Source organism: Actinomycetota bacterium, assembly GCA_005888325.1.
In the GTDB taxonomy this organism is placed as follows: Bacteria; Actinomycetota; Acidimicrobiia; order Acidimicrobiales; family AC-14; genus AC-14.
In genome coordinates, this window is sequence record VAWU01000065.1 from 16,352 (window position 1) to 31,818 (window position 15,467).

The 15,467-nt window shown below is 70.5% G+C and carries 16 protein-coding genes and 2 pseudogenes; 6 read left to right on the forward strand and 12 right to left on the reverse strand.

What is annotated here, in order from left to right; genetic code table 11:
* Positions 1-155: 155 nt before the first annotated feature.
* The 3 genes and pseudogenes from E6G06_19260 to E6G06_19270 form a co-directional block, all read right to left on the reverse strand.
* Positions 156-1,052, reverse strand: a pseudogene (locus tag E6G06_19260) (hypothetical protein).
* Positions 1,051-2,181, reverse strand: coding sequence for a hypothetical protein (locus E6G06_19265; protein ID TML86908.1), 1,131 nt, complete (start codon positions 2,179-2,181; stop codon positions 1,051-1,053). Before E6G06_19265 ends, E6G06_19260 begins: the two are co-directional and overlap by 2 nt.
* Positions 2,174-2,518 (reverse strand): hypothetical protein, encoded by a 345-nt coding sequence (locus E6G06_19270; GenBank protein ID TML86909.1) that lies wholly within the window; start codon positions 2,516-2,518, stop codon positions 2,174-2,176. The genes E6G06_19265 and E6G06_19270 overlap by 8 nt, the downstream gene beginning before the upstream one ends.
* 35 nt (positions 2,519-2,553) lie before the next feature.
* Between E6G06_19270 and E6G06_19275 the strand changes: the two genes are divergently transcribed.
* Both E6G06_19275 and E6G06_19280 read left to right on the forward strand, forming a co-directional pair.
* Complete coding sequence (locus E6G06_19275; protein ID TML86910.1) at positions 2,554-2,946, forward strand: SCP2 sterol-binding domain-containing protein; 393 nt, start codon at positions 2,554-2,556, stop codon at positions 2,944-2,946.
* Complete coding sequence (locus tag E6G06_19280; protein TML86911.1) at positions 2,943-3,488, forward strand: J domain-containing protein; 546 nt, start codon at positions 2,943-2,945, stop codon at positions 3,486-3,488. Before E6G06_19275 ends, E6G06_19280 begins: the two co-directional genes overlap by 4 nt.
* 77 nt (positions 3,489-3,565) lie before the next feature.
* Here E6G06_19280 and mdh read toward each other — a convergent pair whose 3' ends face one another.
* Positions 3,566-4,495 (reverse strand): malate dehydrogenase, encoded by a 930-nt coding sequence (mdh, locus tag E6G06_19285; GenBank protein TML86912.1) that lies wholly within the window; start codon positions 4,493-4,495, stop codon positions 3,566-3,568.
* A gap of 80 nt (positions 4,496-4,575) precedes the next feature.
* Here mdh and E6G06_19290 point away from each other — a divergent pair, with 80 nt between their 5' ends.
* Positions 4,576-5,040 (forward strand): SRPBCC family protein, encoded by a 465-nt coding sequence (locus tag E6G06_19290; protein TML86913.1) that lies wholly within the window; start codon positions 4,576-4,578, stop codon positions 5,038-5,040.
* A gap of 198 nt (positions 5,041-5,238) precedes the next feature.
* Here E6G06_19290 and E6G06_19295 read toward each other — a convergent pair whose 3' ends face one another.
* The 8 genes and pseudogenes from E6G06_19295 to E6G06_19330 all read right to left on the reverse strand — a co-directional run bounded on the left by E6G06_19295 (position 5,239) and on the right by E6G06_19330 (position 12,702).
* A complete protein-coding gene (locus E6G06_19295; protein TML86914.1) occupies positions 5,239-6,435 on the reverse strand; it encodes an NADP-dependent isocitrate dehydrogenase in 1,197 nt (398 codons plus the stop codon).
* A 21-nt stretch (positions 6,436-6,456) separates the two neighbouring features.
* Positions 6,457-7,317, reverse strand: a complete 861-nt coding sequence (locus tag E6G06_19300) for a 5,10-methylenetetrahydrofolate reductase (protein TML86915.1) — start codon at positions 7,315-7,317, stop codon at positions 6,457-6,459.
* A gap of 29 nt (positions 7,318-7,346) precedes the next feature.
* A complete protein-coding gene (locus E6G06_19305; protein TML86916.1) occupies positions 7,347-8,201 on the reverse strand; it encodes a bifunctional 5,10-methylenetetrahydrofolate dehydrogenase/5,10-methenyltetrahydrofolate cyclohydrolase in 855 nt (284 codons plus the stop codon).
* A 10-nt stretch (positions 8,202-8,211) separates the two neighbouring features.
* Positions 8,212-9,708, reverse strand: coding sequence for a bifunctional phosphoribosylaminoimidazolecarboxamide formyltransferase/IMP cyclohydrolase (gene purH, locus E6G06_19310; protein ID TML86917.1), 1,497 nt, complete (start codon positions 9,706-9,708; stop codon positions 8,212-8,214).
* The gene (locus E6G06_19315) at positions 9,705-10,172 is read right to left on the reverse strand and encodes a phosphoribosylglycinamide formyltransferase (GenBank protein TML86918.1); all 468 of its coding nucleotides are present in this window, start codon (positions 10,170-10,172) and stop codon (positions 9,705-9,707) included. The genes purH and E6G06_19315 overlap by 4 nt, the downstream gene beginning before the upstream one ends.
* Before the next feature lie 107 nt (positions 10,173-10,279).
* Positions 10,280-11,164 (reverse strand): succinate--CoA ligase subunit alpha, encoded by an 885-nt coding sequence (sucD, locus tag E6G06_19320; protein TML86919.1) that lies wholly within the window; start codon positions 11,162-11,164, stop codon positions 10,280-10,282.
* Positions 11,161-12,273 (reverse strand): annotated as a pseudogene (sucC, locus tag E6G06_19325) (ADP-forming succinate--CoA ligase subunit beta). The gene sucD and the pseudogene sucC overlap by 4 nt, the downstream one beginning before the upstream one ends.
* On the reverse strand, positions 12,274-12,702 hold the full coding sequence (locus E6G06_19330; GenBank protein ID TML86920.1) for a cobalamin B12-binding domain-containing protein: 429 nt from the start codon (positions 12,700-12,702) through the stop codon (positions 12,274-12,276).
* Between the two features lie 20 nt (positions 12,703-12,722).
* Between E6G06_19330 and E6G06_19335 the strand changes: the two genes are divergently transcribed.
* The 3 genes from E6G06_19335 to E6G06_19345 are packed head-to-tail and all read left to right on the forward strand — an operon-like array spanning position 12,723 to position 15,456.
* On the forward strand, positions 12,723-14,102 hold the full coding sequence (locus tag E6G06_19335) for an acetyl-CoA carboxylase carboxyl transferase subunit beta (protein ID TML86921.1): 1,380 nt from the start codon (positions 12,723-12,725) through the stop codon (positions 14,100-14,102).
* A complete protein-coding gene (locus tag E6G06_19340) occupies positions 14,090-14,554 on the forward strand; it encodes a hypothetical protein (protein ID TML86922.1) in 465 nt (154 codons plus the stop codon). The genes E6G06_19335 and E6G06_19340 overlap by 13 nt, the downstream gene beginning before the upstream one ends.
* Before the next feature lie 20 nt (positions 14,555-14,574).
* Positions 14,575-15,456, forward strand: a complete 882-nt coding sequence (locus E6G06_19345) for an LLM class flavin-dependent oxidoreductase (GenBank protein TML86972.1) — start codon at positions 14,575-14,577, stop codon at positions 15,454-15,456.
* Positions 15,457-15,467: the final 11 nt, after the last annotated feature.

The window sequence follows — 15,467 nt, forward strand, 5'->3', positions numbered from 1 at the left end:
CCTCCCTGTGACGACCGGTCGCGAGGCTATGCACCTCACGCCTCCGCCGCCGCTTGGAAGTGCGCAACTGCAACCGCGTGTCGCAGCCGGCGGGGTTGGGGTCCCCGCCGGACGCGGCGGGTGCCGAAGCGAAGCGGAGGCGGGGCCCGCCGCCATCAACCGAGCTGGTTCCACTCCGTCCAGCCGTAGCCGCGCCGGCCGTCGGTGGTGTCGAAGCGGCAGAGCGAGCGGGGGAAACGGCTGACCCGCCCGTCGGCGGCCTCGAGCAGCACCGGCGCGTGAGCGAGCGGGACGACCGTGAGGTCGAGGTCGTGCAGACGCATGCGCGCCACCATCGGGAGCCCCTCGTCGCCCGTGTCGGTTGCGACGGTGAAGCCGTCGATCGTGGTGGTTTCGGTTGTCCCCGGCACGACGACGAAGCCGGGATGCCAGTCGACACCCTCGAGGAGCGTGGTCGCGGCGTGGAAGGCGGTGCCGTCGCCCAGCCGGCCCGAGGTCCAACACCACGGGATCGACCACCAGTCGCGCACGCCCCACGAATGGTCGCGCTCGCCCCAGCCGTCGAACGCGATGCGCTCGTCGCCCACGAGCACCTGGCCGTGGACCGCGCACGCCTGCTCATAGCGGGTCATGCCGGGATACCTGAAGATGTCGCCGGCCGCCTCCCACTCGAGCTCGAGCCCGAGCGCGGTGCGGTCACCCCGCTCGCCGCGGTACGCCTCGGCCGGGTCGTCGAGGGCCACAGCGAACGCCTCGAGGTTCACGCTCCAGTGGTCGTCGGGTGTCTCGCAGACGAGCTCGGCCCAGAGCCCCTCGGCACGCACCTCCAACGACCCGCCCGTTGGCAGCGGCGCCTCGTGGTCCCGCACGGCCACGAGGGGACGGCCCTCGCCGACCAGATAGGCCCAGTACCAGGCGCGCCGCTCGTTGGGCAGGAGTCCGAGGCGCACGTAGCCACCGAGCGTGCCGTCGGCGTTGGCGAAGTCGAAGTACCACGACTCGCTCCACAGTCGCTCGGGCCCGTGCTGGTGGCGGTGCTCGTCGGTGGCGTCAGGCGATGGGCGCGTAGTAGGCCTCCTCGTCGTCCGGGGCGGTGTTGGTTCCCTCGAACATCGACATGGCGTCGTAAAGGGGACCGAGGCTGTCCCGGGGGACGGTCCAGTCGAGCGCCTCGGCGACGCCGGCGACCTCGGCGAAGGGACGCAGGAAGGAGAAGTACACGTACGCGCCGCATGCGATCTTCTGATCCCTCGTCATCGCAACCACGTTGCGATACTGAGCGGCCTGCGCGGTGCGGATGGCTCCGACGATCGCGTCGAGCTCCTCGAGCGGCACCGGGCGCAACGAGCGATCGGGCGTGTCCGTCGTGAACAGACCGAAGCCGACGAGGCGGTCGAGGTAGTCCTCGGGGTCGGTGACGCTCGTGCCCCAGTCGTTCACCCGCAGCTTCACGTCGTCGAGGACGAGCGCAGCCGTCAAGTTGTCGTAGGGGACGTCGCGCGCGACCGACGACCAGTCGAAGTCGCTCGTGCCCAACTGGTAGAAGTCGCGCACGAGCAGGGTGCGCCCGTCGGGCAGCGGGTAGGGGCCCGTGTCGGCCGTGCCGACCCGGGTGTCGAAGTACAGCAGGAACAGATAGTTGACGACGGTCGCGTTGAAGCGCTTGATCCGCGCCCGCGCCTGCTCGTCGGTGACGGGAATCGCGCCCGCGAGCAGGGCGTCGGTCACTTCCGCTCCGTACGGGCGGAGGACGAAGCCGGCGTCCCACGCGAACGCCTCGCCGTCGCCGCGGTAGGCGCGGGCGGCGCGCTCCCAGAAGTCGAGGACGGTCCAGGTGGGCTCGGGTCGGTCGTCGGCCAGCTGGAAGGCGCTCAGCACCTTGCGCCCGGTGAGGTAGATGTTCGCGATCGACCAGAGGTGTACGGCGTTGACGCGACATCCCGGACGCCGGCCCGCGGCGCCGATCGCCTCTGCGGGCATGGCCGCGTCGATCACCCGCATCATCTCGGGGTGGCGGTACCAGCACTCGACCGCGGCCACGACGATGTACGCCGACACCGGGATGAGCTTCGACTCGAGGCTGGTGCGCTCCGCCGTCATCGCACCGCTGATGCCCGAGTGCCAGGCCAGCAACCGGTTGGTCGCCGCCTTGACGTCGCTCACCTCGCTCAACTCAGGCACGCACGATGCCTTCGGGCCCGGAGCAGTCGACTTCGACCGCGTCGCCGTTGCCCGGCTCGCCACTGGCGAAGGTGGTGCCCATCACGCACGGCACCTGGAACTCGCGGCTCACGATGCCGATGTGGCTCCGCGGTGTGCCGCTCGTGCAGACGACGGCGGTGAGTTCGTGGTAGATCGGCGCGAGGAACGTCGCGCCCGCATCGCGAACGAGCGCCACCACCCCTTCGGCCCCCGACCCCATGAGCTCGAGCACGTCGTCGGGCGACTCCATGGCGCGCCACGTGCCCGACACCGGGTCGTGGTCGAACACCTTGGCGCCCCGCCCGAAGTCCTTCATGGTGGGGCGATGGTAGTCAGCGCCATGATGGGGCGATGGCCCGGTTCCTCAGCGCCGAGTGGCTCGAGCAGGTGGCCGCCGCCGCCCGCGACGACCCGGGGGTGCAGGCAGCCGCGTCCGGCGTCTCGCTCACGGTCCAGCAGGTCGTCACGGACGGGCCCGACGGCGACGTGGCCTGGCATGTGCGGCTGGGCGACGGCAGCGTGGAGATCGGCCCGGGTCGGGCGCCCGACGCGGAGGTCGTGATCACGCAGAGCCACGAGACCGCGACGGAGGTCGGCCGCGGCGACCTCAGCCCGGCGGAGGCGTTCGCGACCGGGCGGCTGAAGTTGGCCGGTCAGGTGGGCCTGCTCATTCGTCACCAACCGGCCTTCGAGCGGCTGGGCCACGCGCTCGCGGCCGTGCGAGAGGCGACCACATTCTCATGAGGCACCTGAGAACCCACTACGACGTCCTCGGGGTGTCGGCGTCAGCATCGGCCGAAGAGGTCAAGCGCGCCTACCACCGCATGGCGCGCGAGCACCATCCCGACGTACGGGCGGAAAGCAGCGGAGACCCGATGGTGGAGGTCAACGCCGCGTGGGCGGTGCTCGGCGATCCCGTCCGCCGGGAGAGCTACGACCGCGAGCTCGCCCGCCGGATGGGTGTGATCGATCCGCGCGACGTCGACGCTGAGGACTTCACCGGCTTCGTCAACTTCGCCGGCTTCAGTGGCGGGTTCGATCCCGATCCCGAGCCGCGGCCCTACACGCCGGCCGACGCGCTCGTGCTCGTGCCGGCAGCTCTTCTCGCGGTAGCGGTGGGGTGCTTCGCGTTCAGCACCATGACGGAGGCGCCCGCGCTCCTGCTCACCTCGGTGATCCTCCTCGCGGTCGCGGTGACGAGCTTCGTGGCCACGCCGCTGCTCGTGCTGCGCCGAAGCGTCAGGCGCCGAGGCGCGACCGGTAACGACCGAGGCTCGCAATCGTGACGCGTCTCGTCGTACTCAACCGTGCTGAGGACGGTTGAGGACGACAAGAAGGCACAGACGTTGGCTGGTGGCGCGGGTCAGACGAGCTTGTCGACGTCGGACTGCTTGGCCCTCACGGCGTCGGCCGCGGCACGCAGGGCCGCGAGCTCGTCGTCGGCGAGAGGGAGCTCGACGATCTCCTTGACCCCGCCTGCGCCGATCCGGGCCGGCACCCCGAGGTACACGTCGCGCACGCCGTACTGGCCCTCCACCCACGCGCACACCGGCATGAGCTCGCCACTGTCGCGCACGACGGCCTCCACCATTGCCTCGGCGGCCGACGACGGCGCGTAGTACGCAGAGCCGGTCTTCAGGTACGAGACGATCTCTGCGCCACCGTCACGCGTCCGCTGCACGAGCTCTTCGATGGCACCGTCGTCGAGCAGCTCGCGCAGAGGTCGGCCACCGACCTTCACCAAGGAGGGTACGGGCACCATGGTGTCGCCGTGCGACCCGAGGGTCACCGCTTCGACCTGCGACGGCGTGGTGCCGATGCGTTCGGCTACGAAGTGCTTGAAGCGGGCAGTGTCGAGCATGCCGGCCTGGCCGATCACCCGAGCCTTCGGCAGGCGCGCGACCTTGGCGCACAACGCGGTCATCTCGTCGAGCGGGTTGGAGACGACGATGATCACTGCGTCGGGCGAGCCGGCCACCAGCTTGTCGGTGACATCGCCGACGATCTTGGCGTTGACCTCGAGTAGGTCCATGCGGCTCATCCCGGGCTTACGCGGCAGGCCCGCGGTGATGACGCAGACCTCGGAGCCCGCAGTCTCGTCATACCCGTTGGTGCCCACGATGCGCGTGTCGAAGCCCTCGATCGACCGGCTCTGCATCATGTCGAGGGCCAGGCCCTGTGGCTTGCCGTCGATGATGTCGGTCATGACAACCTCGTCGGCATAGTCGGCCTCGGCGATTCGCTGAACGAGCGTCGAACCGTAGAAGCCACACCCCACGACGGTGATCTTCACTGCACGAGCTCCCTTCACAGGCGGACGGGGGAGACACTAGACAGGTGCCATCCCGAGGGTGGAAAGCGAGGCGGATCCAGATGGTGCAACGCACGGGCGAGACCAGCCTTCACGTCGAGGCGCCCCCGGAGGCGCTGTACGCGCTCGTCGCCGACGTGACGCGGATGGGCGAATGGAGCCCGGAGACCGTGCGGGCCGAGTGGGTCGAAGGGGCGACCGCACCCGTCGTCGGCGCCCGCTTCCGCGGCCACAACAAGCGCCGGGCGGGTTGGAAGACCACGTGCACCGTCACGGTGGCGGAGCCCGGCCGGCAGTTCGCGTTCGAGGTCGGTAAGGGCGAGACCGCATGGCGCTACAGCTTCGCCCCGTCCGGCACCGGCACCGACGTGACCGAGTCGTTCGAGATCCTCAAGGAGCCCAACGTGGTCATGCGCCGGCTGAACAAGCTCGGCACGGGGGTGTCGTGGGAGGACCGCCCCGCTCAGATGGTGGAGAGTATGCGCGAGACCCTCGAGCGGTTGAAGGCGGTGGCGGAGCGCGCCTAGTGCCCTGACCGGCAACGTCTGCCGCGTCTCGCCGGCCAGATGACGGCGCTCGCGGCGTTCTCGTCCTCGCCGTAGGGCTCGGCTATGGCTTCGTCCTGCGGCCTTGCGAGCGACGCCCCTGACTCGCCGATACGCGGGCGAACGTTACCGGTCACGGCACGAGTGCCCGCTACGGCGTGCCCGCCGATCCGATCGTCGTCACAGGCGCTCGACGATCGCAGCCGCGAACTCCGACGTCTTCACTTCGGTGGCGCCTTCCATGAGGCGGGCGAAGTCGTAGGTGACGATCTTGTCCGCGATGGTGGCCTCGAGCGCGCGCACGATGTCGTCGGCGGCGTCCTGCCACCCCAGGTGCTCGAGCATCAACACTCCGGAGAGCAGGAGCGAGCCCGGATTGACCTTGTCCTGTCCCGCGTACTTCGGCGCGGTGCCGTGCGTGGCCTCGAAGATGCCGTGCCCGCTGACGTAGTTGATGTTGCCGCCGGGTGCGATGCCGATGCCCCCGACCTGCGCCGCCAGCGCGTCGGACGCGTAGTCGCCGTTGAGGTTGGTGGTCGCGATCACATCGAACTCGTCGGGCCGGGTCAGCACCTGCTGCAGGAAGATGTCGGCGATCGTGTCCTTCACGAGGACCTTGCCGCCGGGGTCGCCACCGCAGTCGTCCCAGCTCACGGCGACGTCGGCGAACTCCTCCTTCACGAGCTCGTAGCCCCACGCCCGGAAGGCCCCCTCGGTGAACTTCTGGATGTTGCCCTTGTGCACGATCGACACGCTCTTGCGGCCCTTGGCGACCGCGTACTTGAGCGCGGCGCGGACGAGGCGCTTCGATCCCGTCTCGGAGATGGGCTTGATGCCGATGCCCGAGTCGGGCCGGATGTCCCAGCCGTACTCGTCGTGGAGGAACTCGAGCAGGCGCTTGACCTCGGGTGTTCCCTCCTGGAGCTCCTTACCCGCGTAGACGTCCTCGGTGTTCTCACGGAAGATCACCATGTCGACCTTCTCGGGGTGCTTCACCGGTGACGGCACGCCGGTGAACCACCGCACCGGGCGCAGGCACACGTAGAGGTCGAGGATCTGGCGCAGGGCGACGTTGAGGCTGCGGATGCCACCGCCGACGGGTGTCGTGAGCGGTCCCTTGATGCCCACGAGGTGCTCGTCGAACGCGGTGACGGTCTCGTCGGGCAGCCAGCTGCCCGTCTCGTCGTATGCCTTCTGCCCCGCCAGCACCTCCTGCCACGCGATCGCGTGGCCGTGCTTGGCGGCAGCCGCATCGAGAACCCTCTGCGCCGCCGGCCAGATGTCGACGCCGGTGCCGTCGCCCTCGATGAAGGGGATGATCGGCTCGGCGGGGACGTTGAGACCGCCGTCGGCAGCAAGCGTGATCTTCTCGGCCATGGCCGGCGAGCCTACCGCCGCTCAGCCGGCGGCCAGAGCGAGGTTCGTGTAGATCTCCCGCGTCGCGGTGGAACGGTTGAGCGTGTAGAAGTGCAGTCCGGGTGCGCCCTCGGCCAGCAGCTTCTCGCACAGCTCGGTGGCGATCTCGACGCCCATGCGACGCACGTCGTCGGGCTCGTCGCCCGCGGCGGTGAGGCGCTCGACCACCTCGCGCGGCACTGCGGCGCCGGACAGCTCGGCCATGCGTGCGACGGATTTGAGGTTGGTGATCGGCATGATGCCGGGCACGACCGGCTTGTCGAGGTTACGCGCCGACAGGTCGTCCATCAGGTCGAGGTAGTTCTCGACGCGGAAGAAGAACTGGGTGATGGCGAAGTCGGCGACCTCGAGCTTGCGGGCCAGGTGGTCGCGGTCGGTGGCGCGGTCGGGCGAGCGCGGGTGGAGCTCGGGATGCGCGGCGACTCCGACGGAGAACCCTCCGATGGCTCGCGCCAGCTCGACCAGGTCGAGCGCGAAGGCGAGCTCACCTGCGCCGTCAGAGGCCTCGACGGGCGGGTCTCCGCCGAGGGCGAGCACGTTCTCGATGCCGGCCTTGCGGTAGTCGACCAGGATCTCGGCCAGCTCCAGGCGGCTGTGCACGACGCACGTGAGGTGCGCCATCGGGGTGAGGGTGGTGGTGCGCAACATCCCGACCACCAGGTCGTGCGTGCGCCGGCGGGACTCGCGCCCACCGCGGTAGGTGACCGACACGAACGAGGGGTCGAGGGGCTCCAGGTCGCGGAGCGTGCGCACGAGGGTGGCCTGCTCCGCCTCGTTCTTCGGTGGGAAGAACTCGAAGGAGAACGTGCGGCCGCCGGCGAGGATGTCCGCGATGCGCGTCATTGCAGAGATCGTACCGGCCGGGCGTGGGCTCAGGCCCGACGTTTGGCCGCGCGCACGCAGTTGCGCAGGAGCCCGGCACGCGTCATGGGCCCGACACCACCGACGCGCGGCGTCATCCAACCCGCCACCTCCGCCACCTCGTCGACGACGTCGGAGATGATGCGCCTACCGTCCATCGTCACACCCGCGCCGACCACTGCGGCGCCGGGCTTCACCATGTCGGGCGTGACCAGCCCGGGGGCGCCCGCCGCGGCGATCAGGATGTCGGCCCGCCGCGTGTGATCGGCCAGATCGGCGACGCCGGTGTGCACGACCGTGACGGCCGCGTTGCAGTTGGGGCGCTTGAGCGAGAGCAGCAGCGCGAGTGGGCGCCCGATGGTGAGGCCCCGACCGATGATGACGACATGACGACCTTCGATGGGGACGCCGTGGTGAACGAGCAGCTCGAGGATGCCCGCCGGCGTGCACGGGATGGGCCCGGGGCTCCCCATCACCAGCCGCCCCAGGTTGACCGGGTGCAGGCCGTCGACGTCCTTCACGGGATCGACCGCGAGTAACGCCGCCTCCTCGTCGAGGCCCTTCGGCAACGGGACCTGCACGAGGAACGCGTCGACGCGGTCGTCGGCGTTGAAGCGCTCGATGGTTGCAAGCACCTCGTCCTGACCGGCGTCGGCCGGGAGGTGCTCACCCACCGAGGTGATGCCGAGCTCCGCGCAGTCCTGGTGCTTGAGCCGGACGTAGGCCGCGCTCGAGGGGTTGTCACCGACGAGGATCGTGCCGAGGCCGGGCGTGACACCACGCGACCGCAGGTCCTCCACCTCGGCCGCGAGCTCCGCCTTGACTTTCGCGAGCAGCGCGGCGCCGTCGAGCGAGATCGCGCTCAATGCCGGCAACTCAATGTCGGAAGTGGCGCTCGCCCGTGAAGACCAGGGCGATGCCGTGCTCGTCGGCTGCGGCAATGACCTCGTCGTCGCGCATCGAGCCGCCGGGCTCGATCACGGCGGCGACACCTGCTGCGGCGCAGGCGTCGAGGCCGTCTCGGAACGGGAAGAAGGCGTCGCTCGCCGCCGCGCCCCCCTTGGCCCTTCCTGCGGCCTTCTCCGCCGCGATGCGAGCCGCGTCGACGCGGTTCTGCTGACCCGCACCGATGCCGACGGCCTGGCCCTCGGCCACCAGCACGATGGTGTTCGACTTCACGTGGGCGCAGACCCGCCAGGCCAGCTCGATGTCCCGCCATTGCGCGTCGCTCGGCGCGATGCTGCCCGCCACGCGCCACGACGATCGTGGCGAGACGAAGCGATCGACCTGTTGCACCAGGAGCCCGCCGTCGATCGAGCGGAGGTCGAGCGGGTCGTGCCCGGGAGGCGGGGCCTCCAGCACGCGGAGGTTCTTGCGCGCCGCCAGCACCTCGAGCGCGCCCGGCTCGTACGCCGGAGCGACGACGACCTCGGTGAACACGGGCGCGATCGCCTCGGCCAGGCTCACGGGCACCGGACGGTTGACGGCGACGATGCCGCCGAACGCTGACACCGGGTCGCACTCGAAGGCGCGGGTGTACGCGGCGGTGATGTCGTCGGAGACGGCGACGCCACACGGGTTGGCGTGCTTGATGATGGCCACCGTCGGCTCGTCGGTGCCCAGCTCGTGCACCAGACGCCAGGCCGCCTCGGTGTCGTACAGGTTGAGGTAGGACAGCTCCTTGCCGCCGTGCTGTACGGCCGTGTCCCACCAACTGGTGTCCGCGATACGGCGGTAACGCGCGCCTTCCTGATGCGGGTTCTCGCCGTAACGCAGCTCCTGCGCCCGCTCGAGCGTGAGGTGCAACGTGGGCGGGAGCGCGGTCCCGTCGCGATCGAACCACGCCACGATGGCGGCGTCGTACGCCGCGGTGTGGGCGAAGGCCTTGCGCGCCAGGCGCAGGCGCGTGTCGTCGCTCAAACGACCACCGAGTCGCAGCTCGTCGAGGACGGTCGCGTAGTCGGAGGGGTCGACCACGACGCCCACGTGCGCATGGTTCTTCGCCGCCGCCCGCACCATCGTGGGACCGCCGATGTCGATCATCTCGATCGAGGGCTCGGCGGTGAAGGGGTAGAGGTTCGACACCACGAGGTCGACGGGCTCGATCGCGTTCTCGCGCAGGTCGTCGAGGTGGTCGGGTTTCGAGCGATCGGCGAGGATGCCGCCGTGGATGCGGGGGTGCAGCGTCTTGACCCGACCGCCCAGCATCTCGGGCGAGCCCGTGACCGCCTCGACCTCGGTGACCGCCACGCCCGCGTCGGCGAGCGCACGGGCGGTGCCGCCGCTCGACACCAGCTCCCAACCCAGGTCGGTGAGGCCGCGCGCCAGGTCGACCAGGCCGGTCTTGTCCCAAACGGAGAGCAGTGCCCTCATCTCGAGATGAGCTCCCTGATCGCCTGCGGGTAGAGGCGGTGCTCGGCCGCCTTGATGCGCTCGTGGAGCGCCTCCGTCGTGTCACCCGGGAGGACCGGAACCGCCTCCTGAGCGACGATCGGCCCCTCGTCGACCTCGAGCGTGGCCACGTGGACGGTGCAGCCGGTGACCTTCACCCCCGCAGCCAGGGCGTCGGCGACCGCGTGCGCGCCCCTGAACGAAGGCAGCAGCGAGGGGTGCGTGTTGAGGACCCGGCCCGCGAACGCGTCGAACATCGGCTTCTCGAGGATCGTCATGAAGCCGGCCATCGCCACCAGCTCGACACCGTGACGCTCGAGCGCGTCGACCACCTGATGGGTGAACTCGACCCGGTCGAACGGCTTCCGCCGCTCGACGAGCTCGACGAGCACACCGCGCGCCTCGGCCACGGAAGCCGCTCCACACGGCCAGTCGACCACCACCACACCACCACGACGACGGGCAGGTCGGCCTCGAGGATGGCGCGCAGATTGGTGCCCCCGCCCGACGCGAGCACCCCGATCCGCATGGCCTCACCCTATCGGGAGGCCGGTCAGAGCCCGGCCACCACCTCGGCCATCAGCGCCCCCGCCTCGGTGGGGTTGAGCCCGACACGCACACCGGCCGCCTCGAGCGCTTCCATCTTCGCCTTGGCCGTGCCTTTTGAACCCGAGATGATCGCGCCCGCATGGCCCATCTTCTTGCCTGGCGGCGCGGTCACGCCCGCCACGTAGGCGACGACGGGCTTCGACATCTCCTTGGCGATGAAGTCGGCCGCCTTCTCCTCCTCGGCCCCGCCGATCTCGCCGATCATGATGACGGCTCTGGTCGCGGGGTCGGCCTCGAAGGCGGCGAGGCAGTCGATGAACGTCGTGCCCGGCACCGGGTCGCCTCCGATGCCGACGCAGGTGGTGACCCCGATGTCCTGCTGCTTCAGCTCGTAGAGGGCCTGGTAGGTAAGGGTGCCCGAGCGGCTGACGATGCCCACCGGGCCGCCCCCCTTGGCGATCTCGCCCGCGGTGATGCCGATGTTGCACTCACCGGGCGTGATGATGCCGGGGCAGTTGGGCCCCAGCAGACGTGTCGCCGGGAAGTCGCGGCGGAGCCGGTTGTAGAAGCGGGCCTCGTCGTGCGCGGGCACGCCCTCGGTGATCACGACGACGAGCTCGACCCCGCCTTCGGCCGCCTCGACCACCGCGCGCTCGACGCCGGCCGCGGGGATGAACACGCACGACACCGTCGCACCCGTCGCCTGCACCGCCTCGGCGACCGTGGCGAAGATGGGGATGCCGTCGACGTCGGTGCCCGCCTTCTTCGGGTGCGTGCCGGCCACCACGCCGGTGCCGTACGCGCGGTTGCGCAGGCCGTAGAAGCGGCCCTGCGACCCGGTGAGGCCCTGGTACACGACCTTCGTCTCGTTGTTCACGAAGATGCTCACCCGGCACCTCCCGCCAGCGCCACGGCTCGGCGCGCTGCGTCGAGCATCGTCGGCAGCGAGATCAACGAGTCGCTCTCGTGGGCCTTGAGGATTCTGCGCCCCTCGTCGGCGTTGGTGCCGTCGAGGCGGATGACGATCGGCGCGTCGATGGCGACACGGCCGAGCGCCTGCACGATGCCGTTCGCCACCTCCTCGCCACGGGTGATGCCCCCGAAGATGTTGATGAAGATCGACTTCACCTTCGGGTCGGTGTTGATGACCTCGAGCGCGTTGGCCATCACCTCCGCGCTGGCACCACCACCGATGTCGAGGAAGTTCGCCGGCGCTCCGCCCACCTGGTTCACGACGTCGCACGTGCTCATCGCCAGACCGGCGCCGTTGGCGATGATGCCGACGGTACCGTCGAGCCCGATTTCTCCTTCGCGAGACGCTCGCGGTCGTCGAGCTCCTCGAGGCCGCGGAACTCGTCCCACTCGGGATGGCGGAACGCGGCGTTGTCGTCGAGCGTCACCTTGGCGTCGAGCGCGTGTACCCTGCCCTCCGGCGTGAGGATGAGCGGGTTGATCTCGACCAGGTCGGCGTCGCCCTCGACGTAGCAACGCCAGAGCTTCAACAGGATGTCGACCGTGCCCTCACGCGCCGCAGGATCGAGGTTGGCTGCGTCGACCCACTCGCGGCACGCGTCCTCGGTGAGGCCGTCGACGGGGTCGACGTGGATCCGCGCGATCGCGTCGGGCGACTCCGCCGCGACCTGCTCGATCTCGACGCCGCCCTGGGCGGAGAGCATGCCGAGGTGCAGCTTGGCCCCCCGATCGAGGGTGAAGCTGGCGTAGAACTCGCGGGTGATGTCGGACGCGTGCTCGACCCAGACGCGGCGTACGACGTGGCCCTTGATGTCCATGCCGAGGATGTTGCCGGCGTGGGTGCGCACCTCGTCCCCGTCCGCGGCCAGCTTGATGCCGCCCGCCTTGCCTCGCCCGCCCACCNNNGTAGCCCGCCTTCTCGGCCTGGGCGACGGCCGCGTCGACCGTGGTCGCCACCCCGCCGTCGGACACCGGGATGCCGAAGCGCGCGAAGTACTGCTTGCCCTGGTACTCGAAGAGGTCCAACTACTCCCGTCTCCCGTTTCCGCTCTCGGCCGCAGACTCCCGAAACGCCTCGGTCAGCCAGTCAGTGATCGATGCCATCGTGGCCCCGGGCGTGAAGATGGCGGCCACCCCCATCGCCTTCAGCTTCGGGATGTCCGCGTCGGGGATGATGCCACCGCCGAACACGAGCACGTCGCCCGCGCCCTTCTCCTTGAGCAGGTCGAGCACACGAGGGAACAAAGTCATGTGCGCACCGGAGAGCAGCGACAGCCCGACGGCGTCGGCGTCCTCCTGCACGACCGTCTCGGCGACCTGCTCGGGTGTCTGGTGCAGGCCGGTGTAGATGACCTCGAAGCCCGCGTCGCGCAACGCACGCGCGATCACCTTGGCCCCCCGGTCGTGGCCGTCGAGGCCGGGTTTGGCGACGACGACTCGGTATCTGCGACTCACGAAGTCGCAATACTAGGCGGGTGCCGCCGCACCCCATCCAGACGACATGGGACGACCACCTCACGGGCGGCGACCCGCTGCGGTGGCCGGGCTACTCGCCGCCCACGGAAGAATCGGTCGTCACCGGTCGGACGCGGGACTACGCGTTCGTCGAGGGCCGCTTCGACGTGCTCGGTGGCTCGATGGGCGCGGCGCACGGCGAGAAGGTCGTGCGGGCATACCGGCGGGCGGTCGAGGAACGGCTGCCGATGGTCGTGCTCAGCGCGTCAGGCGGCGCGCGCATGCAGGAGGGAATGGTGTCGCTCATCCAGATGGCGCGCACGGCCGGCGCGGCGCGCGAGCACTCGGAGGCGGGCCTCCTGTCGCTGGCCGTCCACCGCGGTCCGACGACGGGAGGCGTGCTGGCGTCGTACGCGTCCCTCGTCGACGTCTCGGCCGCACGCCCCGGCGCCGTCATCGGGTTCACCGGGCCTCGGGTCGTCGAGCTCACGACGGGTGAGCGATTGCCCGAGGGCTCGCACACCGCGGAGTCCGCGTACGCCCATGCGCTGATCGACGCGCTCGTGACCGAGGACGAAGAGGCGGCCTGGATCGACGTCGTCCTGGGCATCGAGGGTGCCGCCGCCGCGGCGTCCGCAGCCGTCGTCGCCGACGTGGAGCCCGCCGAGGAGCCGTGGGGCGAGGTGCAGCGGGCGCGGGCCCGACATCGCTTCACCGGTAGACAGTGGGCCGACCTGCTCTGTGCACCCTGGGTCGACCTGCGCGGCACCGACCCCACAGTGCGGGCCGGCTTGGCGGCGATCGCCGGTCGACGCGTCGTCGTGATCGCCGACGACCGCCGGGCCCGGCCGGCCCCGGAGGCCACCAACAGAGCCCGGGACGGAAGGCACCAGCCCGCGGGCTACCGCCTGGCCCGCCGCGCCATCGCCCTCGCCGGTCGCCTCGGGCTGCCGTTGCTCACGTTCGTCGACACCGCGGGCGCCGATCCCGGGCCCGACGCGGAGGCCGACGGCATCGCGCGCGAGATCGCCCTCACGTTCGCGGCCATGGACGGGCTGGCGACGGCGAGTGTGTCGATCTGCGTCGGGGAGGGCGGCAGCGGCGGCGCGCTCGCGCTCGCGTACGCCGATCGTCTCCTCATCCAGGAACACGCCATCTTCTCGGTCATCGCGCCCGAGGGCGCGGCCGCCATCCTCGAGCGCGACGCGGCGAAGGCGCCCGAGCTGGCGGCGCGGTTGCGGCTCACGAGCACCGATCTCCTCGACCTCGGCATCGTCGACGAGGTCGTGCGCGAGGACTCCGCGTCAATGTGCCGCGCGCTCGTCGCGGCGCTCGACGCGGCCCGTCCGGGTGACAGGCGCCGCCGCTTCGACGAGGTGACCGCCCGATGGCTGGGGTGAAGCGCAGCACCACCTTGCTCGTGACGAGCGTCGGTGGCGTGCTGGTCGCGGTGCTCCTCGCCGGACTGGTGTTGCTGCTGTTGAGCTCGGGCGACGTCAAGAGCCGTCTGGGCGACCCCGTCTACGACGCCGGGAACGCAGCGGCGTTCGCACATCGGGCCGACGAGCAGCCCGTGCTGCTCCCCGCTCTCGTCGGGTTCCAGCGCGACATCCTCGTGAGCCACGTCGGTCGCGACGAATGGCGGGCCTTCGAAGCGAACCCGCCCGGCAAGGGCCGGCGGTGTCAGGTGCGCTGGCGTGCGGCCACACGCGACTTCAGGGCCCCCTGCACGGGCGCGGTCTACCCCATCGACGGCACCGGCCTGAAGCAGTACTCCGCCACCGTGAACAAGGCGGGGCGGCTCATCATCGACCTCCGCACCGAGGTCACCACGACCGCGCCTCCGCGATGAGCGCCGCCGAGCCCGCCGCCGTGGGCGCGGGAATGCGGCTCGGAGTCGTGATCCTGCCCGAGCTCCCCTGGGCGGAGGCGCAACGCTCGTGGCGACGCGCCGAGGAGCTAGGGTTCGACCACGCGTGGACGTACGACCACCTGGCCTGGCGCTCGCTGCGCGACTCGACATGGTTCGGCGCGGTGCCGACGCTCACCGCCGCGGCGAGCGCGACCGAGCGAATCCGTCTCGGCCCGCTGGTCGCGTCGCCGAACTTCCGCCATCCCGTGCCCTTCGCGACCGAGCTCGTGACGCTCGACGACATCTCGGGCGGCCGGCTCACGCTCGGCATCGGTGCCGGCGGCGACGGTTGGGATGCGACGATGCTCGGGCAGGACTCGTGGTCGCCGCGTGAGCGGGCGCAGCGGTTCGCGGAGTTCGTCGAGCTCACCGACCGACTGCTTCGGGAGCCGGCAACCTCGTTCGCGGGGCGCTTCTACTCAGCGGACGAAGCCCGCACCTACCCCGGGTGCGTGCAGCGCCCGCGCATCCCGTTCGCAGTGGCCGCTTCCGGGCGCTCGGGAATGCGGCTCGCGGCGACCTACGGCGACACCTGGGTCACGAACGGCGATCGCATCCGTGCGCCAAAGCTGAGCGCCGAAGCGGGCGCCGAGCTCGTCGCCGAGCAGATGGCGCGGCTCGACCAGGCGTGCGTCGAGGTCGGTCGTGATCCCACCTCGCTGCGCCGCCTCGTGCTCTCCGGCGCGCGCCTCGACAGCGGGCTCGGCTCGATCGAGGCGTTCCGCCACACCGCCGAGTGCTACGCCGAGGCCGGGGCCACCGACTTCGTCGTGCACTGGCCCCGGCCTCACGAGCCCTACGCCGCCGACCTCTCGACCTTCGAGCGCATCTTCTCGGGTTGACGTGGTTCTCG

Excerpts from the sequence above, each read along its gene's own strand:
- E6G06_19270 (TML86909.1), bottom strand. The coding sequence starts at position 2,518 with ATGAAGGACTTCGGGCGGGGCGCCAAGGTGTTCGACCACGACCCGGTG.
- E6G06_19295 (TML86914.1), bottom strand. The coding sequence starts at position 6,435 with ATGGCCGAGAAGATCACGCTTGCTGCCGACGGCGGTCTCAACGTCCCC.
- E6G06_19290 (TML86913.1), top strand. The coding sequence starts at position 4,576 with ATGGTGCAACGCACGGGCGAGACCAGCCTTCACGTCGAGGCGCCCCCG.
- purH (TML86917.1), bottom strand. The coding sequence starts at position 9,708 with ATGAGGGCACTGCTCTCCGTTTGGGACAAGACCGGCCTGGTCGACCTG.
- E6G06_19275 (TML86910.1), top strand. The coding sequence starts at position 2,554 with ATGGCCCGGTTCCTCAGCGCCGAGTGGCTCGAGCAGGTGGCCGCCGCC.
- E6G06_19340 (TML86922.1), top strand. The coding sequence starts at position 14,090 with ATGGCTGGGGTGAAGCGCAGCACCACCTTGCTCGTGACGAGCGTCGGT.
- E6G06_19280 (TML86911.1), top strand. The coding sequence starts at position 2,943 with ATGAGGCACCTGAGAACCCACTACGACGTCCTCGGGGTGTCGGCGTCA.
- E6G06_19300 (TML86915.1), bottom strand. The coding sequence starts at position 7,317 with ATGACGCGCATCGCGGACATCCTCGCCGGCGGCCGCACGTTCTCCTTC.